The organism is Amycolatopsis sp. NPDC003676 (genome assembly GCF_053587275.1).
The window spans coordinates 1-2,422 of sequence record NZ_JBSFNS010000237.1; the positions used below are offsets into that span (position 1 = coordinate 1).

Here is a 2,422-nt window from a genome sequence, read left to right on the forward strand (position 1 = left end):
GCAGATCGCTGCCACCGCCGGTATCTCGGCCGGCGACGCGTCCATCGGTGAGCTCATCGCCGAGGCCATGGACAAGGTCGGCAAGGAAGGCGTCATCACCGTCGAGGAGAGCAACACCTTCGGTCTCCAGCTGGAGCTCACCGAGGGCATGCGCTTCGACAAGGGCTACATCTCCGGTTACTTCGTGACCGACCCCGAGCGTCAGGAAGCGGTCCTCGAGGATCCGTACATCCTGCTGGTGTCGTCGAAGATCTCGACCGTCAAGGACCTGCTGCCGCTGCTGGAGAAGGTCATCCAGGCCGGCAAGCCGCTGCTGATCATCGCCGAGGACGTCGAGGGCGAGGCCCTGTCGACCCTGGTCGTGAACAAGATCCGTGGCACCTTCAAGTCCGTCGCCGTCAAGGCCCCGGGCTTCGGTGACCGTCGCAAGGCACAGCTCGCCGACATCGCCATCCTGACCGGTGGCGAGGTCATCAGCGAAGAGGTCGGCCTCTCCCTGGAGACCGCCGGTCTGGAGCTGCTGGGCCAGGCCCGCAAGGTCGTCGTCACCAAGGACGAGACCACCATCGTCGAGGGCGCGGGCGACGCGGAGGCCATCAAGGGCCGCGTGGCGCAGATCCGCACCGAGATCGAGAACTCGGACTCGGACTACGACCGTGAGAAGCTGCAGGAGCGCCTGGCCAAGCTGGCCGGCGGTGTCGCGGTGATCAAGGCCGGTGCCGCCACCGAGGTCGAGCTCAAGGAGCGCAAGCACCGCATCGAAGATGCCGTGCGCAACGCCAAGGCTGCCGTCGAAGAGGGCATCGTCGCCGGTGGTGGCGTGGCCCTGCTCCAGGCCGCCCCCGCGCTGGACGGCTTCAGCGGCCTGTCGGCCGACGAGGCCACCGGTGTCAACATCGTGCGTGTCGCGCTGTCGGCCCCGCTGAAGCAGATCGCCTTCAACGCCGGCCTCGAGCCCGGCGTCGTCGCCGAGAAGGTCTCCAACCTCCCCGAGGGCGAAGGCCTGAACGCCGACTCCGGCGTCTACGAGAACCTGCTGGCCGCCGGCGTTGCCGACCCGGTCAAGGTCACCCGTTCGGCCCTGCAGAACGCGGCCTCCATCGCGGCCTTGTTCCTCACCACCGAGGCCGTCGTCGCCGACAAGCCGGAGAAGGCCGCCCCCGCGGGCGACCCGACCGGCGGCATGGGCGGCATGGACTTCTGATCCCCCCGGATCACTAGTTCCCGCAAGTCACCGAAGGCCGGTCCACTCCCCGAGTGAACCGGCCTTCGGCCTGTCCGGAGCAGGCCACGCGCGGGCGGGTCGGCTAGCCTCGGGGGTGTGGGGGAGATGACGACGACGATCGTCCGTACGGTCCGCAAGTACTGGGTGTTCTGCGTCCTGATGGGGATCATCTGCGGCTGGTTCATCGTGTCGGGCCTGCTCGGCCTGCGCAACGACGTGGTCACCTGCCACACCTGGAACGTCTTCGTCCTGGACTTCTCCAGCTACGACATGAACCCCGGCGACGGCTGCTCGATGTCGAAATCCGGTGCGAACTACACCGACGTGAAGTTCTTCAACAATGTGATCGACGGGGTCAAGGTCGCGATCGGCGCAGTCCTGCTGTGGGCAGGCTGCTCCGCGCTGATCGACCTGGCGAAGAAGGACCCGGCTCGGTAATCCGGTGGTGCGGGGAAGCCCTCACCCCACCGGGGTCAATCGCAGTCTTTCGGCGAGTTCGTTGAAGATGTAGAAGTTGGGGATGGTGCTGACGGGGGTCAGGGAGATCCACATGCCGGCGAGTTTGATGCGGATGTGACCGCTGCGGGCGTCGATGAGCTGGATGTTCTCCCAGGGGAAGGCCTCGCCGTTGTAGGTGAGGGCGTCGAGGGAGAGGGCGAGCTCGCCGAAGGCGACGGTGTCGCCGTTGTCGATGGCGGTGACGGCGGCGGGGAGTTGGGTTGCGGTGACGGCGGCTTGGATGGCCCTGGCCCATTCGCGGGCGCGGGCGAAGCCCTCCTCGTCGACGGTGGCCTCGACGCCGCCGGGGCCGCTGAGTTCCAGGTAGTACGACACCGGCATGGTGTCGTGGAACGGGATCATCTGCTGGCGGACTTCGGTGCTGTCCCAGCGGAATCCGGCGACGCGCTGGCCGGAGCGGTAGACGGTGACGCCGTGGTCGAACAGGTCGATGCGGGCGGCGCGGTTCTGCCGGTTGAGGATTCCGCGGCGGAACGCCAGCAGCACCGGGACCGCGGCGATCGTCAGCAGCGCGACGCCACCCTGCCAGGCGCCGACAGCCGTGCAGATGACGCCGATGGTGGCGATGCTCCCCGCGACGATGCCGCAGCCGCGCACGAACGTGTCGTCGGCCGGGGTCGCCCACCGCCAGCCGTCCGGGTCGCCGAACAGCGCGAGGATCACGCCGCCGAGCACCGG

3 protein-coding genes are annotated in these 2,422 nt (G+C 68.0%); 2 read left to right on the forward strand and 1 reads right to left on the reverse strand.

Going from position 1 to position 2,422, the window contains the following annotated elements:
• Both groL and ACWDNU_RS45145 read left to right on the forward strand, forming a co-directional pair.
• A partial coding sequence (gene groL / locus ACWDNU_RS45140) for a chaperonin GroEL (RefSeq protein ID WP_449673365.1) occupies positions 1-1,204 on the forward strand: 1,204 nt, incomplete at its 5' end.
• A gap of 126 nt (positions 1,205-1,330) precedes the next feature.
• Positions 1,331-1,663, forward strand: coding sequence for a hypothetical protein (locus tag ACWDNU_RS45145; RefSeq protein WP_355274329.1), 333 nt, complete (start codon positions 1,331-1,333; stop codon positions 1,661-1,663).
• A gap of 21 nt (positions 1,664-1,684) precedes the next feature.
• Here the strand turns inward: ACWDNU_RS45145 and ACWDNU_RS45150 are convergent.
• Positions 1,685-2,422 (reverse strand): DUF6585 family protein (locus ACWDNU_RS45150; RefSeq protein WP_449673366.1); only part of this gene is annotated, 738 nt, incomplete at its 5' end.